The organism is Pseudomonas sp. P4_C4, from assembly GCF_056402055.1.
Genome location: NZ_JBFUID010000054.1, coordinates 1 through 16,159, shown reverse-complemented (window position 1 = coordinate 16,159; position 16,159 = coordinate 1). Strand labels below are relative to the sequence as shown.

Annotated in this window: 14 protein-coding genes; 5 read left to right on the top strand and 9 right to left on the bottom strand. The window is 61.1% G+C overall.

Annotated features, from left to right (window positions below; genetic code table 11):
* Positions 1-8: 8 nt before the first annotated feature.
* Together ptrR and AC1DXW_RS24020 are read left to right on the top strand one after the other, a co-directional pair.
* The gene (gene ptrR, locus AC1DXW_RS24025; protein ID WP_477755389.1) at positions 9-902 is read left to right on the top strand and encodes a putrescine utilization regulator PtrR; all 894 of its coding nucleotides are present in this window, start codon (positions 9-11) and stop codon (positions 900-902) included.
* Positions 903-1,037: 135 nt separating this feature from the next.
* On the top strand, positions 1,038-1,166 hold the full coding sequence (locus AC1DXW_RS24020; protein ID WP_263986899.1) for a PA1414 family protein: 129 nt from the start codon (positions 1,038-1,040) through the stop codon (positions 1,164-1,166).
* Positions 1,167-1,252: 86 nt separating this feature from the next.
* On the opposite strand, the gene AC1DXW_RS24015 is transcribed toward AC1DXW_RS24020, so the two are convergent.
* From AC1DXW_RS24015 to speB, 6 genes are all read right to left on the bottom strand, one after another.
* Complete coding sequence (locus AC1DXW_RS24015) at positions 1,253-1,504, bottom strand: acyl carrier protein (protein ID WP_477755388.1); 252 nt, start codon at positions 1,502-1,504, stop codon at positions 1,253-1,255.
* A gap of 72 nt (positions 1,505-1,576) precedes the next feature.
* Positions 1,577-2,302: an MBL fold metallo-hydrolase gene (locus AC1DXW_RS24010; protein WP_477755387.1), complete on the bottom strand. Its 726-nt coding sequence runs from the start codon at positions 2,300-2,302 to the stop codon at positions 1,577-1,579.
* Between the two features lie 85 nt (positions 2,303-2,387).
* Positions 2,388-3,767, bottom strand: a complete 1,380-nt coding sequence (locus AC1DXW_RS24005) for a sodium:solute symporter family protein (protein ID WP_477760541.1) — start codon at positions 3,765-3,767, stop codon at positions 2,388-2,390.
* A 150-nt stretch (positions 3,768-3,917) separates the two neighbouring features.
* Positions 3,918-5,429 carry a purine-cytosine permease family protein gene (locus AC1DXW_RS24000; protein ID WP_477755385.1) on the bottom strand — a complete coding sequence of 504 codons (1,512 nt, stop codon included), beginning with the start codon at positions 5,427-5,429 and terminating at the stop codon, positions 3,918-3,920.
* 55 nt (positions 5,430-5,484) lie between these two features.
* Positions 5,485-5,907 (bottom strand): YybH family protein, encoded by a 423-nt coding sequence (locus AC1DXW_RS23995; protein ID WP_477755384.1) that lies wholly within the window; start codon positions 5,905-5,907, stop codon positions 5,485-5,487.
* 9 nt (positions 5,908-5,916) lie between these two features.
* Complete coding sequence (gene speB, locus AC1DXW_RS23990) at positions 5,917-6,867, bottom strand: agmatinase (RefSeq protein ID WP_477755383.1); 951 nt, start codon at positions 6,865-6,867, stop codon at positions 5,917-5,919.
* Positions 6,868-7,199: 332 nt separating this feature from the next.
* Here speB and AC1DXW_RS23985 point away from each other — a divergent pair, with 332 nt between their 5' ends.
* Together AC1DXW_RS23985 and AC1DXW_RS23980 are read left to right on the top strand one after the other, a co-directional pair.
* On the top strand, positions 7,200-8,093 hold the full coding sequence (locus AC1DXW_RS23985; protein WP_007972518.1) for a LysR family transcriptional regulator: 894 nt from the start codon (positions 7,200-7,202) through the stop codon (positions 8,091-8,093).
* Between the two features lie 5 nt (positions 8,094-8,098).
* Positions 8,099-8,695 carry a tRNA-uridine aminocarboxypropyltransferase gene (locus AC1DXW_RS23980; protein ID WP_477755382.1) on the top strand — a complete coding sequence of 199 codons (597 nt, stop codon included), beginning with the start codon at positions 8,099-8,101 and terminating at the stop codon, positions 8,693-8,695.
* A gap of 145 nt (positions 8,696-8,840) precedes the next feature.
* Here AC1DXW_RS23980 and AC1DXW_RS23975 read toward each other — a convergent pair whose 3' ends face one another.
* The 3 genes from AC1DXW_RS23975 to AC1DXW_RS23965 all read right to left on the bottom strand — a co-directional run bounded on the left by AC1DXW_RS23975 (position 8,841) and on the right by AC1DXW_RS23965 (position 13,861).
* Positions 8,841-10,196, bottom strand: a complete 1,356-nt coding sequence (locus AC1DXW_RS23975) for an HlyD family type I secretion periplasmic adaptor subunit (RefSeq protein WP_477755381.1) — start codon at positions 10,194-10,196, stop codon at positions 8,841-8,843.
* A 9-nt stretch (positions 10,197-10,205) separates the two neighbouring features.
* Positions 10,206-12,365: a type I secretion system permease/ATPase gene (locus AC1DXW_RS23970; protein WP_477755380.1), complete on the bottom strand. Its 2,160-nt coding sequence runs from the start codon at positions 12,363-12,365 to the stop codon at positions 10,206-10,208.
* Between the two features lie 137 nt (positions 12,366-12,502).
* Entirely contained in the window at positions 12,503-13,861 is a 1,359-nt protein-coding gene (locus AC1DXW_RS23965; RefSeq protein ID WP_477755379.1) for a TolC family outer membrane protein, read from the bottom strand.
* 588 nt (positions 13,862-14,449) lie between these two features.
* Here AC1DXW_RS23965 and AC1DXW_RS23960 point away from each other — a divergent pair.
* Positions 14,450-16,159, top strand: a 1,710-nt coding sequence (locus AC1DXW_RS23960) for a retention module-containing protein (protein WP_477760540.1), incomplete at its 3' end; no start/stop codon positions are given.

The window sequence follows — 16,159 nt, the reverse complement described above, 5'->3', positions numbered from 1 at the left end:
AGAATGCCGTGGAATTCAGCCAATTGCGCATCTTCCAGGCGGTGGCGCAAGAAGGGTCCATCACCCGGGCCGCCGAACGGCTGCATCGAGTGCCGTCGAACCTGTCGACCCGGCTCAAACAGCTGGAGGAGCAACTGGGTGTCGAACTGTTCCTGCGCGAGCGTCAGCGCTTGCAGTTGTCGCCTGCGGGAAAAGTCCTGCTGGACTACACGGCCAAACTGTTTGCCTTGCGCGACGAAGCCAGCGCGGCAGTGCAGGGCGGGCAACCGGCGGGCGACTTCGTGCTCGGCACCATGTACAGCACGGCGGCGATTCATCTTCCGCGGCTATTGGCGCGCTATCACCGCCTGTATCCGGCCGTGAACCTGCAAGTGCAATCCGGGCCCAGCGGTGAATTGCTCGAAGGCCTGCTCACCGGCCGACTCGATGCGGCACTGGTGGATGGCCCCATGGAACTGGCCGGGCTCGACGGGGTGCCCTTGTGCGAAGAGCGCCTGGTGCTGATCAGCGAGGCCGATCATCCGCCCGTGCGCAGCGCGCTGGATGTGCAAGGTCGTTCGGTGTTCACCTTTCGCCAGGGCTGCTCCTACCGCATGCGCCTGGAGGCCTGGTTCGCCCATGACCACGCGGCCATGGGCCGGGCGATGGAGATCGAGTCCTATCCGGGGATGCTGGCGTGTGTGATTGCCGGTTCCGGTGTGGCGCTGATGTCGGAGTCGATGCTCGCCAGCCTGCCGGGCCGTGAGAGTGTGGCAGTGCATCCGTTGGCCGAGCCGTTCGCCAGCGCTACCACTTGGCTGATGTGGCGCAAGGGCATGGTCGGGGCCAACCTGAATGCCTGGATCGAGCAACAACAGGTGGTTTTTCCTACGGCACAGGTGCAGGCGCGGGAAATTGCCTGAACACAGGCTGATTGTGATGGATTCAGTAACAGATCATTGCGACTTTGCGCGAGCATTGCACGGGACTTCGGACTATTATCTGTGCGAAGGGGCTAGAGAATTTTGGCCGCTCGGCACTACCCTGAAGGGGGCACCATGAAAGAGAAAATTCAAAACTGGCTGCATGACCTGGGCGTGGCTCTCGGTTTGATCGAACCGCCAATGCAACCCGTGCCTGTTCGTACTGACGACGAACAGCGTCGGCGCCAGCAGCGACGCCGGTAATGGCAGATAACATCTGACAGGTGAAAGGTTTTCCGTGGCGAGGGAGCAATCTCCCTTGCCGCTTCGTGTACGTTTGATCAGCAGCCTTAGTACCGCCCGATCTCCAGCAAGAACCGGCTCAAATCATTCGCCGTCCTGGCGGATTTCAGCATCCGGTCTTCTTCCACGGTAAACGCCGTTACACCCAGCTCATCTTCCAGATGGAAGATCAGTTCTTCGATATCTTCTTTATCCAGTCCCAACTGCGCCAGGCTGGCGTTGTCGTCGAAGTCATCCCGGCCTTCCAGCAGGCGGCTGATGTAGCGGTGCACGACAGTACGAACGGCAGTTTTTTTCATGAGCGTTCTTCGAGGAGGAGGCGGTTTTGTTCTCCGTGCCGGAGCAGTTCCTGCCGTTGAGTACAGCAGGCTTTAGCCGTGTGAGCGCTGCCATTCGTCAATCATGTTGCGCAAATGCTCCCCGGAAAAACTGCCGAAATGCCCGCCATGCACCGTGCGGATCGACAGCTCACGCAAGCGTTGCAGGCTGCGCGCGTAGTCATCGAGGTTGGAGTGGTAGGCGTCTTCGATCAGCGGGCCGTCGTAGATGATGTCGCCGCTGAACAAGGTCTCGGTGGCGGCTTCGTACAGGCAGATGCCGCCCGGTGAGTGCCCCGGTGTGTGCACGACCTGCAACACCCGATTGCCCAGGTCCAGCACATCTCCATCTTCGACAAACCCCGTGGCCGGTGCGGCCTTGACCCGGTATTCGGCGTAGCACAGCGGGCAATCAGGGTGCGCCTCGAACATGTCGTCGCCGACAAAGGCTTTGCTCAGGTCGTTGTCGCCATTGGGCGCGGCGAGAATGTCCGCCTCGGCCGGGTGCACCAGTCGTTCAGCGAACTCGTGATGACCGGCGATGTGATCGAAATGGCAGTGGCTGGCCACCGCCACCAGCGGCCGCTCGGTGATCCACGGCAGTTGCTCGCGCAGGCTGACCAGGCCCGAGCCGCTGTCCAGCAGCAGGTCTTTGTCACGACCCTGGATGTGCCAGAGGTTGCAGCGGTAGAAGGGGCGGATGTACGGCTCGTGAATCAGGCGGATGCCGTCACTGAGCGGTTTCACTTCGAACCACTGGTCGCGAGAAACAATCTTCATAAAATGTTTTCTCCAGACGAAAAAAAACGAGTATGGCAACCGACGCCACACTCGTCGAAGAAAAAGTCATTCCATTCTTTTCAGTTTAGGCAGCGCTGGCCACAGTCTCCGGGCGACGGGACAGCAGGCTGACCACCACGAAACTCACCAGGCCTACACCGAGGCTGTAGTAGATCGGGGTGTTGGCATCCAGACCGTCCTTGAACATGAACAGCAGCGCGGTGGCGAAGCCCATGCCCATGCTGGCGATAGCGCCGGCGGTGGTAGCGCGCTTCCAGAAAATCGCACCCATCAGCGGGATCAGCATGCCGCCGACCAACAGGTTGTAGGCCAGGGTCAGGGCGCTGATCACGTCGTTCACGATCAGAGCGATGCCCAGTACCACGATGCCGGTCAACAGGGTGAACAGGCGGTTGATCGCCAGGCTCGACTGTTTGCCGCCACGCAGTTTCGGCAGCAGGTCTTCGGTCAGGGTGGTAGCAGCGGCCAGCAGGCCGGCGCTGGCGGTGGACATCATGGCGGCCAGTGCGGCAGCGATCACCAAGCCACGGATACCGTCCGGCAGGGACAGTTTGACGATGGCGGCGAAGGCGTTGTTGACGTTGTCCAGGTCCGGGATAAGTACGTGGGCAGCCATGCCGATCAGGGCACAGGCCAGGCCGTAGAGGATGCAGTAGATACCGGCCGCGGTACCGGCAACCTGAGCCACTTTGGCGGTCTTGACGGTGAACACCCGTTGCCAGATGTCCTGGCCGATCAGGATGCCGAAGAAGTAGATCATGAAGTAGGTGATGATGGTGTCCCAACCGATGGTGGTGAAGCTGAAGCTCGCCGCCGGCAGTTTCAACACCAACTCATCCCAGCCGCCAACGCGGTACAGGCAGATTGGCAACAGGATGAACATCAGGCCTACGGTCTTGATGATGAACTGGACGATGTCGGTCAGGGTCAGCGACCACATGCCGCCGATGGCGGAGTAGATCACCACTACGCCGCCGCCGAGCAGTACCGAGATCCAGAACGGCAGGCCGAACAGCACTTGCAGAACGGTGCCGATCGCCAGGATCGAGGTCACGCCGATCATCAGCGCGTAGGCCAGCATGATCACCGCGCTCGCGGAGCGGGCCATCGGGTTGTAGCGTTTTTCCAGCACCTGGGTAACGGTGTAGATCTTCAGTTTCAGCAACGGTTTGGCGAGGAACAGGTTCAGCGCGACGATCCCGCAACCAAGGGCCGCACACAGCCAGAAACCGGAGATGCCATGCACGTAGCCCAGACGCACGGTGCCCACGGTGGACGCGCCGCCCAGAACGGTGGCAGCCATGGTGCCCATGTACAGGCTTGGGCCGAGGTTACGACCGGCGACCAAGAAGTCTTCGTTGGTCTTGGCCTTGCGCATGCCGTAGTAGCCGAGTATCAGCATCGCGGCGGCGTAGATGAGTACGACGAATAAATCCAAAGCCATTGTTGCGTGTCTCCGATTGTCTTTTTTATGTGAGGCTGAAATCAATCCTGTGGGAGCGAGCCTGCTCGCGAATCAGGCGCCACGGTTTTTCAGGCAAACCGCGTCATCGTTCTTCGCGAGCAGGCTCGCTCCCACAGGTAGTGCGTTTAATCAGGCGGCTTGACGCAGCGCCGGTTTAGCGAGCGAATCCGTGCTCTTGCTGCGAAGGTCGTTCGGGCCGAACACTTCGCGTGGTTCCGGGAACAGGCTCAGCAACGCCAGGTACACCACCGAGGCCAGGCCCAGGGTCACTGGCAGGCTGATGTCGATACCGCCGGCCATTTCGCCCAGTGGCCCGACGAACTGACCCGGCAGGTTGACGAAGCACAGGCCGACGGCCGCGCTCGGGATCCAGGCGCCCAGGCCACGCCAGTTCCAGCCGTGGGTGAACCAGTAGCGGCCACCTTTCTCGCCGCGGGTGAACACTTGCAGGTCATCCGGGCAGTAGAAGCCGCGACGCACCAGCAGGCCGATGATCATGATCACCATCCACGGGGTGGTGCAGGTGATGATCAGCACGGCGAAGGTCGACACGCTCTGCACCAGGTTGGCCGCGAAGCGCCCGATGAAGATGAAGGCAATCGACATCACACCGATCAGCAGCGTGGCCTTGACCCGCGACAGCACCCGTGGGAATACGCTGGACATGTCCAGGCCGGTGCCATAGAGCGAAGTGGTGCCGGTGGACATGCCGCCGATCACCGCAATCAGGCACACCGGCAGGAAGAACCAGCTCGGCGATACCGCCAGCAGGCCGCCGACATAGTTGTTGGCCGCGATGTAGTCCGGTGCCTTGATCGCTACGATGGTGGCGGTGGTCAGGCCGAACAGGAACGGGATGAACGTCGCGATCTGCGAAATCACCACCGCCGCCATGATCCGGCGCTTGGAAGTGTCACGCGGAATGTAGCGCGACCAGTCGCCGAGGAACGCACCGAAGGAAATCGGGTTGCTCATTGCCACCAGCGCAGCGCCAATGAACGCAGCCCAGAAACCGGGTTGCCCCATGTTGACGGTGCCGGCGTAGTTCACATCGAAGGGACCGGCGAAGGCGAAGATGCCCAGCAGGAACAGCAGGCTGGCACTCCACACCGCGATCTTGTTGACCCACAGCAGGAAGCGGAAGCCATAGATGCACACGGTCAGTACCAGGATCGCGAACAGACCGTAGGCCAGGCCCAGGGTCAGGTCGGTTTCCGGCAGGCCGATCAGGCGTTTGGCGCCACCGATCAGCGCATCACCCGAACTCCACACCGAGAGCGAGAAGAAGGCGATGGCGGTCAACAGCGACAGGAACGAGCCGACGATCCGCCCGTGCACGCCGAAGTGCGCACCGGAGGACACGGCGTTGTTCGTGCCGTTGATCGGGCCGAACAGGCCCATTGGCGCGAGGATCAGCGAGCCCAGCAATACGCCCAGCACAATCGCCCAGACGCCCGCCTGGAACGACAGGCCGAACAGTACCGGGAAGCTGCCGAGAACGGCGGTGGCAAAGGTGTTGGAACCACCGAAGATCATCCGGAACAAGTCCGTCGGGCCTGCGGTGCGTTCGTTGTCCGGGATCTGTTCGACCCCGTGGGTTTCAATTTGCGTAAGGCTTTGGTCTTTGTTGTTGTTATTCATGATCAGCTCCGATCATAAAGGCGCGCTCATCGTGCGTGAGCGTCACCTGTGTTGGCTAAGGGGGTGGCAGCCCTTCCGGCATCGCGGACAAATGTTCGTGACAGGCCAGCCATAGGCCTTGTTGTTCTTGGCCAGACGCTTGTTTCTTGAAAACAATCGTCTCGCGCTCCTGGCTAAAGTGCTGCTCCCCTTGCATGCGCAACTCGGTGGCTACGTCATGGATGAAAATCGCCACGTCACCCTGCAGGCTGACGAAAGCGTTGCTTGAGGTGCACGAGAGCACCTCGAAGCCATCCTCGCAGCGCCAGCCGTCCCACATCGCCTGATAGGCGTCGCGTGACAGCAGGGGCTGTTCGAGGGTGTAGAAGACGAAGCTGGCATCGGTGCTAAACGCACCGAAGTAGGCTTCGCGATCGTTACGGGCAAAAGCGGACACCAGATCGGCGGCGGCTTTCAAAACCTGATCACGTTCGTTCATGAACCATCCTCAGCGATGGACTACGCCAGGCAGTACGCAGAGCATTTCGTACAGCAGGTTGGCGGCCAGCAGCGAGGTGTTGCCGGTGGTGTCGTAAGCGGGCGAGACTTCTACCAGATCGCAACCGACCAGGTCGAGGCCTTGGCAGCCACGAACGATCTCGATCGCCTGAATGGTCGTCAAGCCGCCGATTTCCGGGGTGCCGGTACCAGGTGCCCAGGCCGGGTCGATGCCGTCGATGTCGAAGCTCAGGTACACCGGGCCGCCGCCGACTTTCTCGCGGACTTCAGCCATCAAAGGCTCCAGCGATTTGTGCCAGCACTCTTCGGCCTGAACCACGCGGAAGCCCTGGTTGCGGCTCCAGTTGAAGTCATCAGCGGTGTAGCCCTGGGCGCGCAGGCCGATCTGCACGACACGGTCCGGGTCCAGCAGGCCTTCTTCAACGGCGCGACGGAAGGTGGTGCCGTGGGCGATTTTCTCGCCGAACATGTGATCGTTCACATCGGCGTGGGCGTCGATGTGCACCAGGCCGACCTTGCCGTGCTTCTTATGGATGGCACGCAGGATCGGCAGGGTGATGGTGTGGTCGCCGCCCAGGGTCAGGGGGATCACGTTGTGTTCGAGGATGTCGTCGTAGGCTTCTTCGATGATGCGTACGGCGTCCAGCAGGTTGAAGGTGTTGATCGCCACGTCGCCGATGTCGGCAACCGACAGCGAATCGAACGGCGCAGCACCGGTGGCCATGTTGTAAGGACGGATCATCACCGATTCGGCGCGGATATCGCGAGGCCCGAAACGGGTGCCAGGGCGCAGGGAGGTACCGATGTCCAGCGGCACGCCTACGAAGGCAGCGTCCAGGCCGGCAGCAGTTTGCAAGTGGGGGAGTCGCATCATGGTGGCGATGCCGCCGAAGCGCGGCATTTCGTTGCCGCCCAGTGGTTGGTGAAGAATCTTGTCCACGGGTAAGGCCTCATCGTCGTTGTTTTATTTATTGGGTTGCGCCGTTCACGGGAGTACGGGCGAACCTTGTGGCGCCGATTCTGCGAAATGTAGTGGCCGGGAAGAATCGCTACGGGCAAATACTTAGTTCAGATTTTTCTAAACTAATGTGCGCGAGGTCGATAGACTTCACCGCAACACGAAAGCTGCAGATAAACCTGTAGGAGCTGCCGAAGGCTGCGATTTTTTGATTTTCAGCGGTCTCAGGCCGCACAGAGTCAAGATCAAAAGATCGCAGCCTTCGGCAGCTCCTACAGGGACGTAGCTGCCGCGACCCAGAGTTTGGAGTACCCATGGCCAACGCTTTACCCGACCTGAAACTATTGCGCATCTTCGTCAGCGTGGTGCGCCATCAGGGATTCGCCAACGCCCAGCAGGAGCTCAATCTCTCGACGTCGGCCATCAGCACCTACATGAGCCAGCTCGAAGCAGCCCTCGGCCTGGTGCTGTGTCATCGCGGTCGTGGTGGTTTCAGCCTGACCAGCAAGGGCGAGTTGTTCCATCAGGAAACCTTGCGCCTGTTGGGCGAACTCGAAGGCTTCGAGCAGTATGCCGCCGCCCTCAAGGGCGAGTTGCGCGGTACCTTGAACCTTGGGGTGATCGACTCCACCGTCAGCGACAAGGCCCTGCCGTTCGCCGAAGCCATCGGCGCCTACAGCCAGGAGCACCCGGCGGTGCACTTGCACCTGTCGGTGATGAGCCCTTACGAATTGCAACTCGGGGTGCAGGACAACCGTCTCGACCTGGCCATCGGCGCGTTTTCCACGCGCATGAGCGGCCTGGTGTACATGCCGCTGTACCGTGAACAACACTGGTTGTATTGCAGCACGCGGCATCCGCTGTTCAACGAGCGGCGCATTCCCGAGCAAGTCATCACCCAGCAGCGCATGGTCGGTCGCGGCTACTGGAGCCAGGCCGAACTGGCGCGTCACGGCTTCAAGCACAGCGCCGCGACGGTAGAAAGTATGGAGGCCCAGTTGATTCTGGTGCTGTCCGGCGCCTACATCGGCTACCTGCCGGAGCACTACGCCCAGGCCTGGGCCGACAAGGGTGACCTGCGGGTGTTGCTGCCGGCGACCTTCGGTTATCAGGCGCCGTTCTCGATGATCGTGCGCCGGGGCCGTAGCCGCGAGCCGCTGATCCAGACGTTCCGCGACTTGCTTAAAGCCCAACTCAATCAGGCCTGAAGAAGATGCCCAGAATCCAGTGCCCGCGCTGCCTGCGCCCGCAAAGCCACTGCCTGTGCCCATTGATCCCGAGCCTCGACAGCCGCACCCGGGTGTTGCTGTTGCAGCATCCGAGCGAAGTGAACCATGCGCTGAATACCGCGCGGCTGGCGGCGTTGGGTCTGAACAATGCCGAGCTGATCGTTGGGGAAGTGTTCGAGGATTTGCCGACGTTGTTGAACCGGCCGGGGTATCGGGCGCGGTTGCTGTTTCCCGGCGAAGATGCCCAGCCGATGCAGGCTTGTGCCGCGACAGACGAACCGTTGTTACTGGTTGTCCCGGACGGCACCTGGCGCAAGGTGCGCAAGTTGCTGCACCTCAATCCGCTGCTGGCGGCGTTGCCGAGGGTGATGCTGGCAGAGGGCGGTGTGTCGCGCTATCGCCTGCGCAAGGCGCCGGGGCCGGGGGCGTTGTCGACGGTGGAGGCGATTGTGCAGGCGCTGGAAACCCTCGAAGCACCGACTTCGTTTGCGCCGTTGCTGAAGCCATTCGAGGCGTTGATCGAGGGGCAGATTGCGGCGATGGGGGAGGAGGTTTACCAGCGTAATCATTCTGAAAAATGATCGGTGGTCTTGCTGGCCTCATCGCGAGCAAGCTCGCTCCCACAGGTTTTGTGGTGTTTGCAGATTTTGTGTACGACACGGACACTGTGGGAGCGAGCTTGCTCGCGATAGCGGCAGATCAGTCACCGCAGATTCTGGATACTGCCTACCGCTCCCGCATCGCCTCGGTCCGCGCCTTCAACACCGGTTTAAGCAGGTAATCGAGCACCGTTTTCTCCCCGGTAATAATGTCCACCGTCGCCACCATCCCCGGGATGATCAGCAGTGGTTTGGCGTCCCCGCCCAAATGGTTTTTATCGGTGCGCACCTGAATCAGATAGAAGCTGTTGCCCTTGTCGTCGGTGATGGTGTCGGCGCCGATCAACTCCAGTTTGGCGCTCAGGCCGCCGTAAATGGTGTAGTCGTAGGCACTGAACTTGACCATGGCTTTCTGGCCCGGATGCAGGAATGCAACGTCCTGCGGGCGGACCTTGGCTTCGATCAGCAGGTTGTCTTCCAGCGGCACGATTTCCACCATGTCGCTGCCGGGCTGGACCACGCCGCCGATGGTGTTGACCTTCAACACCTTGATGATGCCGTGAACCGGGGAGACCACGGTGGTACGGGTCACGCGGTCGTCGATGGCGATGCTCGATGCGGTGATTTTCGACAGGTCGGTGCGTTTCTCATTCAGTTCTTTGGCAGCTTCCGAGCGGAAGGTTTGTTCCGACTCGTCGATCTTGCTTTTGATCTCGTTGATCGCCGATTCCGCCCGGGGAATCGCCAGGGTGGTGGCGTTCAACGAGCCACGTATTTCCACGGCGCTGCGTTTGAGGCGCAGGATTTCCACCGGTGACACCGCGCCAGTGCCTACCAGCGGCATGGACATGTTCATTTCCTGTTGCAGCAGCGCCAGGCTGGAGCTGAACTGCCCCTGTTTCGAGCGGAACTCTGCCAGCTCCTGGGTTTTTTGCCGAAGTTGCTCGGTCAGGGTGCGCTGTTCGCTGGCCAGTCGGCGTTGCCGCTGCTCGTACAGCGAGCGCTCGTCTTCTGCCACTTGCGGAGCCTTGGCGATCACTTCTTCTGACAATTTGAACGGCCGGCCTTCGGCTTCGGCCGAAAGCCGTTCGACCTGCGCGGTCAAGGCATAACGATCGGCTTCGCTTTCGCCCTTGTTCGACAGATAGCGGGTGTCATCCAGGCGCAGCAAAGTGTCGCCCTTGTTCACCATTTGCCCTTCACGGACGAAAATTTCAGTGACGATGCCGCCCTCCAGGTTCTGGATCACCTGGACTTTGCTCGACGGAATCGCCTTGCCTTCGCCCATGGTCACTTCCTGCAACACGGCGAATCTGGCCCAGACCAGTGCGCTGACCACCAGCGCGGCGGCCAGCCACACGGTGATGCGCGACCAGCGCGGTGAGTCCTGCAACGAGGCGCCGGCGGTTTCCGGCATGAACTCGGTTTCGGCACTTTTGTTGAAACTGTCGAAGTAGCCGCGAGATCCTCGATGGGCAGACATGGACGACTCCTAGACAGCGGCAGAGCCGACACGGCCCTTGCGCAGTGCATCGATGACCGCTTCTTTCGGACCGTCGGCGACGATCCGTCCGTTGTCCAGCACCACCAACCGGTCCACCAGGCTCAGCATCGAAGTGCGGTGGGTCACCAGCAGGAGAGTTTTGCCCTGGACCCAGCCGTGAAGTTTTTGCCGCAGGACGTCTTCGCTGCTGTTGTCCATGGCGCTGGTGGGCTCGTCGAGCAGCATGATGGGCGGGTCGAGCAACATGGACCGGGCCATCAATACGGCCTGGCGCTGGCCGCCGGACAGCAGTTGCCCGCGTTCGCCCACGGGCCGGTCGAAGCCTTGCGGGTGTTGCCGGGCCAGTTCGGTGACGCCGGTCATTTCCGCCACTTCGAGCATGCGTGAGTCACTGATGTAGCGCGCGCCGAGGGTCAGGTTGTCGCGCAGGCTGCCGGCCAGCAGCGGCAGGTCGTGCGCGACGTAACCGATTTGATGGCGCAGATCGGCGACGTCCAGTTGCCGCAGGTCCAGGCCATCGAGCAGCAACTGGCCTTCATCCGGTTCGTAGAAGCCCATCACCAGTCGCGCCAGGGTGCTTTTGCCTGAGCCACTGCGGCCGATAATGCCGATGCGCTCCCCGGGTTTCACGCTGAAGCTGATATTGGCCAGGGCGGGAGCACTCTGGCCGTTGTAGTGGAAGGTCACGCCGACAACATCCAGCGCGCCTTGCAGTTGGGTGCGCTCCAGTGGCCGTTGTCTGGCATCGCGCTCCTGAGGCAGGCCCATCAGCGCATCGGTGCTTTTCATGGTCAGTTGCGCTTGCTGGTAGCGGGTGATCAGGCCGGCGATCTGTCCCAGCGGCGCCAGCACCCGGCTGCCGAGCATGTAGCTGGCCACCAGGGCACCGACGCTGAGGTTGCCGGCGATGATGCTGTAGACCCCGGCGACGATGGTCGCCATGCCGGACAGTTGCTGGATGAACAGCGTGCCGTTGGTGGCCAGGGCCGAGAGGTTGCGCGCATGGCTGTCGAGGCGGGTGAGGGCGCCGTGGGTGCTTTCCCATTTGTGCTGGCGCTCGCTTTCGGCGCTGCAGGCCTTGAGGGTTTCCAGGCCGCTGAGGGTTTCGATCAGCAGTGCCTGGCGTTCGGCGCCGAGGCTGAGGCTTTTCTGTACGGTGTCGCGCAGGCGTACCTGGATCACCATGGCGAAGATGATGGTGATGGGAAACGCCAGTATCGGGATCATCACCAGCCAGCCACCGAGCAGGCCGATCACCAGCAGCATCAGCAGGCAGAAGGGCAGGTCGATCAGGCTGGTGAGGGTCACGGCGGTGAGAAACTCCCGCAGGCCCTGGAAGTCATGAATGCTTTGGGCAAAACCCCCGATGGTCGCCGGCCGCGCTTTCATCGCCATGCCGGTGATGCGCTCGAACAGGGTGGCTGACAGGATCACGTCGGTTTTCTTGCCGGCGGTATCCAGCAAGTGCGCGCGCACGACCCGCAGCACCAGTTCGAAAACGGTGCCGATCAGCAGACCGATCGCCAGCACCCACAAAGTCGAAGTGGCCTGGTTCGGCACCACGCGGTCGTAGGTCTGCATCACGAACAGCGGCACCATCAGGCCCAGCAGGTTGATCAGGAAGCTCGCCAGGATCGCATCGCTGTACAGCCATTTCGACAGCTTCAGCGTATCGCGAAACCAGGCCTGGACCCGAGGCACCAGCGGCGAGCGCAAGTCTTCGAGTTCGTGGCGTGGCCGGGCAAACAACGCTTGGCCACTGTAGTGTTCGGCCAGCTCCTCGGGGCTGAGCCATTGTTCGCCGCCGTCGGCTTCGCTGGGCAGGATCAGTACCTTGCCGTCCTCGCCATAACGGCGCAGGACGGCCGTGCGGCCGTTGTTGAGCAACAGCAGCACAGGCAGGTTGAGCGCGGAGATGTCTTTGAGGTCGCGGCGCAGCAAGCGCGCCTGCAAACCGGCCCGGGCCGCTGCGCGGGGCAACAGGTCCAGGCTCAGGCGTTGGTGTGCCATGGGCAGCCCGGCACTCAGGCTGGCGCGGCTGACCGCCGCGCCGTGGAGTTTGCAGAGGATCAGCAGACCGTCCAGAAGCGGGTCATCGAAGCTCAGGCGTGGATCGACACCGGTATTGCCGGGTTCCATGCTGGTCATTGAACCCTCCCGTTGCTCTACGGCAATTGACAGATATCTGCATATCTCACTGTAGGAGCTGCCGCAGGCTGCGATCTTTTGACTTTGCTTTTGAGCAATCAAGATCAAAAGATCGCAGCCTGCGGCAGCTCCTACAGTTATTTCATTTCAGGTAGACGCGCTTCGTTTTTCACTTCGGTCTGGGCGATCGCATCGGCGGGCAGTACGACCCGTTGTTTGCTCAACAACTGGCCCATGTTCGCCAGGACTCGGTACATCGAAAACTCTTCGGTGTAGCGCACTTCGGTGTAGCGACGGTTGGCGTTGTAGAGTTCGTTTTCACTGTCGAGCAGGTCCAGCAGGGTCCGTTGACCGAGGCCGAACTGATCCTGGTAGGCGATGCGTACGCGTTTGCTGGTGTCGGCGTATTCACGGGCGGTCGGGGTTTGTTTCTTGGCATTGACCATGGCGTTCCAGGCCAGGTGAATGTTCTCGTTGAGCTGGCGCAGGGCATTGTTACGAATGTCCATGGCCTGGTTGATCTTGTGCGAGTCGGAGGCCAGGCGCGCCTTGTCGCTGCCACCGCGGAACAGGTTGTAGTTCATTAATACACCGACCCGCCATTCATTGTCGTGACCTACATCACCCTGCACGTTGTTGTTCGCGCCCACGGCGGCCTCGGCGTCGAAGCGTGGGTAGAACGGCGACTTGGCGACCTCGTACTGGCTTTCGGCCGATTGCACGTCGGCCTGGGCGGATTTCAGGTAAGGGTTGTTTTCCACCATGCTCTGCTGGGCTTCGGGCAGGGAAGTGGGGACTTCGCCGCGAATCGACGGCGGGGTTTCGAGCTCATCGGGCATACGCCCCACAACGGCGTAGAAGTTCGACTCGGCGTCAGCCAGATCGACTTCGGCGGTGTCGAGGTTGTTTTCTGCCAGTGCCCGGCGAGCCGAGGACTGGTCGGCATCGGCGTTGCTGCCCACGCCGCGCTGGGTGCGCAGGCCGATCTGGTCGTTGACCCGCAAGTGCGCTTGCAGGTTGTTCTTGGCCAGTGTCACCAGTTCGCGGCGCTTGAGCACTTCGAGGTAAACCTCGGTGGTGCGCAGGGCCAGGTCCTGAGCCGTACCTTGAGCGTAATAGGCTCGCGAGTTGACCACGCCCTGGGTGCGCCCGACTTCATTGGCAGTGTTGAATCCGTCGAAGAGCATTTGCCGCAGACGCAATTCCGACTGGGTGTAGTTGAGGGTTTCGGTGTGGTGATTGCCGAACGCCCGGGTATTGGTGTTATCGCTGTACCCGCGTCCGTAGGCGGCGTTCAGATCAACCGATGGATAAAACCCCCCTTTGGCGACCTTCACGTCCTCATCAGCCGACAGACGGCTGTCCACCCGCGATGCCAGCTCCGGGTGGGTCGCGATGGTGCTCTGGATTGCGTCGGTCAGCGTCATGGCCTGGGCCTGGGACGAGCAGGCCATGGCCAAGAGAACCGCGCTGCAGAGGGGGGTTAATAGGCGCATGGTGCATCTCCCTGATTCCTGATGGTGCTTATCAGTTGCCAATTATTTGACGATATTTGTAGGTGAAGTTGTTTCACATCTTTAACAAAAGAGCTAAGAACATTCTGGAGCGTAGCTAAGAAATTTTTTTCATAACGGGTATGCCAAAAAAAACTTATGCGCCCTGCAAAATCCAGCACATTGTTCAATTCGAAAGCCCTTGTTTTATGGGCTCTAGGGCGCTCATCGGGGTTTGAGGAAAGTTCCAATCCACTTATCGACATAGAGCGGAGAAGTGCTGGAAGGGAGGGATGCGAGCGATCTGGTGGCGACGGTTTTTTGTCACTTGACTGATTCGAGATTGTTACGCATCGCTCACAGGCAACGTTGTTGCGCACAGGGATCCGATGCCATTGATTGCAGAGGGCTTTCCCTAAAATCGTAAACAGCGCCGTGAGCGACTGGCTGGGCGAGATCGTTGCCGGGGCCGCGGCTTACTCAAGTAAACCGGCACCCGCAACACGATTCGCCAGACAACCCGCTTGAGCCATGCGCACGTTCTTCGCACAAACAAGCTGCCGACAGCGGTTGGCAGCGGAGGAAGTGCACATGGCTACGCTCATCGGTATCGTCAGTAAGGTCATCGGCCAGGTGTTCGCGGTTGCGAGCGACGGCACCCGGCGTGCTTTGGTCGAGGGGGACAGGCTGTTTGCCGGCGACCAACTGAGCACCGGCGCAGAAGGCGCGGTGGCGGTGCATCTGCAAAATGGCCAGGAACTGACCCTCGGGCGCGGCAGCAGCATGCAGATGACGCCGCAGTTGCTCGCCAATCAGATTCCCCATGTGGACTCGTCTGAGGCGGTGACGCCGAGCGAAGCGCAGCTGACGGATGTCGCACAGCTGCAAAAAGCCATTACGGCTGGCGATGACCCGACCCAAACCGCTGAAGCCACCGCTGCCGGGCCTGCCACGACTACCGGTGTACCGGGCGGAGTCCAGGGCAGTGGTCATGGTTTCGTCCTGCTCGAAGAAGTGGGCGGGCGAGTCGATCCGATCATCGGCTTCCCCACTGCCGGTTTCAATGGCATTCCTGAACTTCCCGAAGAACGCCTGAACGCCAATCCAGACAATAACGTTGTAGCGGACGATGCTCCTGTGGTGCCGCCGGTGGTTGCGCAAGTGCCGAACAATCCGGTCACCTTCGACGGCCTGTCGGAGCAGAACGGCGAGCGGACCGTCAATGAAGCCAACCTGGCCGACGGTTCGGCGAGGAACGCAGACTCGCTGACGCGAAGCGGCACCTTTACCATCAATGCGCCAGACGGGCTGACCAGCCTTAGCATCGGCGCGATCAACTTGATCAGCGGCGGCGTCGCGGCAGGTTTCCCGCAGTCGATCACCTCCCCGCTGGGCAGCACGCTGACCGTCACCAGTTACAACCCGGCCACGGGCGTGGTCAGTTACAGCTACACCCTCAACCGTGCCGAATCCCACGCAAGCGGCGAGGGTGCCAATAGTCTTGTCGAACACGTCACCGTGGTGGCCAGCGACAGCAATGGCGACAGCATTACCGGTACGCTGGATATCAGCATCATCGACGACGTGCCCAAAGCAGTCGATGACAATAATGGCACCGCCTCGGAAACCCTGCTGACCCTCAACGGCAACGTGCTGAGCAACGACGTGCAAGGCGCCGACCGCGTGACGCTCGGAGAAAACACCGGCCCCATCACTCCCGGGACCTTCGCCGGGACTTACGGCACCCTGGTGCTCAACGCCAACGGCACTTACACCTACACGCTGAACACCAGCGATGCCGACTTCATAGCCCTGCACGGCGGTGGCAGTGCGACGGAGACCTTCAGCTACACCCTCACCGATGCGGACGGCGACAGCAGCACCGCCAACCTGGTGCTGCAGATCCACAACAACGATGATTCGGTGACGGTTGGCGGTTTGAACATTGGGGGCGGCGAACTCACCGTCTTCGAGAAAAACCTCAGCGACGGCAGCGCACCGGATGCCACGGTGTTGACCCAGAACGGCACCTTTACGGTCACCGCCCTCGACGGCGTAACGACCCTGACCGTCGGCGGTATCGCCGTGGTCACCGGCGGTGTGGCCGCCGGCTTTCCACAATCTATCACCACGCCACTGGGCAGCACCCTGACCATCACCGGGTTCAATGCCGCGACCGGGGTGATCAGCTACAGCTACACCCTCAACGATAACGAAGCCCACCCAACCGCCAATGGCGCCAACACTTTGCCTGAGCAGTTCGCCGTGACCGTGGTCGACGACAACGGCACCACTGCGACC